Consider the following 1,910-nt stretch of genomic DNA (forward strand, 5'->3'; position numbering starts at 1 on the left):
CTCGCCGGCCCGCCCCCGGCCCCGGAACTGCTCGCCGAGCTGGTCGGCCGTCCCCACGAACACGGCACCCTCGTGCGGATCGGGGACTGGACCGCGGCCCCCCTGCTGGTCGCCGGTGAACCCGCCGGCGTGCTCGCCGCCGCCGGCGCAGACGAGGCCGCGCTGACCGCCGCCGCCACCCTCGTCTCCCGCAGTCTGGACCACGCCGACCTGCGGCGGGCCAGGGCCCGCATCGCCCGGGCCGACCTGCGCACACTGCGCGCCCAGATCTCCCCGCACTTCCTGCACAACGCCCTGGCGGTGATCGCCGCCCGCATCCGCACCGACCCCGACCGGGCCCGCGGCCTGCTCACCGACTTCGCCGACTACCTGCGCTACAGCTTCTCCTCGCGCGGTGACTACGCCACCGTCGCCGATGAGCTCCAGGCCGTGCAGACCTACCTGGAACTGCAACGAGCCCGGTTCGACGACCGCATGGAACTGACCGTGCGGATGGCCCCGGAGATCCTGCCGGTGGCCATCCCCTTCCTGATCATCCAACCGCTGGTGGAGAACGCCGTGCGGCACGGCCTGGAACCGAAACCCGGCCCCGGCTCGATCACCGTCTCCGGTTACGGCGAGGGACCTCTGTGCGTCATCGAGGTCGAGGACGACGGCGTCGGGATGGACCCCGGGCTGGCCCGCGCCATCCTCGCCGGCTCCGGCCCACCGGCCAAGCGGGTCGGCCTGGCCAACGTCGACCAGCGGCTGCGGGCGGTCTACGGGCCCGAACACGGGCTGGTCATCGAGACCGCTCCCGGCAGCGGCACCAGGGTCATCGTCCGCGTCCCCCGATTCCGGCGAGGAGTGTCCGCCGCATGACCGCCCCACCGCCCGCCACCGGCCCGGGAGCCCTGCGGCTCCTGGTCGTGGAGGACGAGAACTTCACCCGCGCCGAACTCGCGGACCTCCTCGCCGACCTGCCCGGCGTCGGTGACGTCCAGGAGGCCGACAGCGGTGAGGCCGCCGTGCGTCGGATCGGCACCGAGAGCTTCGACGCCGTCTTCCTGGACATCTCCATGCCGGGCCTGGACGGCATGGAGGTCGCCCGGGTGCTCAGCGCCCTCTCCGAACCGCCCGCCATCGTCTTCGTCACCGCATCGGAGCGGCACGCCGTGGAGGCGTTCGGCATCGGCGCCGCCGACTACCTGCTCAAACCGGTCCGACCGGAGCGGCTCGCCGACGCGGTCGGCCGGGTCCGGGCGCTGCGCCGCCCGGCCCCCGGACAACCGCGGCCACCGGCGGACGAACTGTCGGTGGTGCAGATCGAGACCGGCCGGCACACCGTCTTCGTGCGTCGCGACGACGTGCAGTTCGCCGAGGCGCACGGCGACTACGTACGCCTGCACACCGAAGGGGACACCCACCTGATCCGGCTCTCGCTGTCCTACCTCGAGGAGGTGTGGGGGCCCGCCGGCTTCGTCCGCGCCCACCGCGGCTACCTGGTGGCGGTCCGCTGGATCCGCGACCTGCGGGTCACCGGCTCCGCCGGCCTGCTGGCCTGCACCCCGGCGGGGGACGTGCCGGTCAGCCGGCGACACGCCCGCGCGCTGAAGGAGCGGCTGTTGGCGGCGGTCCGCGACGACCCGAGGGCCGGCGGACGATGAGCCCGGATCGCCGGGTCCGGGTGACCAGCCCGCAGACCCGGCTCGCCCTGGCACGTCGCCACCGTCCGCCGCACGGGCTGCTCGCCCACGGCGCGCCCGGCGCCCCCGGGGACGGCCCCGGGAGCCCGGCCGAACCCGCCCTCGACGAGGAGGTCTTCCGGCGGCAGCGACGGCTGGCGATACGGACCATGGTCCTGCTCGCGACGCTGCTCTTCGGCCTCAGCGGCCACAGGGCCAGCGCGGGGAAGAGCAGCACGACGGGCC

At 74.6% G+C, this 1,910-nt stretch carries 3 protein-coding genes; all 3 read left to right on the forward strand.

Annotation, left to right across the window (positions count from 1 at the left end; all coding sequences use genetic code 11):
- On the forward strand, positions 1–861 hold an 861-nt coding region (locus tag FNQ90_RS21420), incomplete at its 5' end, for a sensor histidine kinase (RefSeq protein ID WP_182607856.1).
- A complete protein-coding gene (locus FNQ90_RS21425; RefSeq protein WP_143616581.1) occupies positions 858–1,646 on the forward strand; it encodes a LytR/AlgR family response regulator transcription factor in 789 nt (262 codons plus the stop codon). The genes FNQ90_RS21420 and FNQ90_RS21425, both read left to right, overlap by 4 nt.
- On the forward strand, positions 1,643–1,910 hold a 268-nt coding region (locus FNQ90_RS21430), incomplete at its 3' end, for a hypothetical protein (protein WP_228471456.1). The genes FNQ90_RS21425 and FNQ90_RS21430, both read left to right, overlap by 4 nt.

The organism is Streptomyces alkaliphilus, assembly GCF_014141535.1.
Classification (GTDB): domain Bacteria; phylum Actinomycetota; class Actinomycetes; order Streptomycetales; family Streptomycetaceae; genus Streptomyces; species Streptomyces alkaliphilus.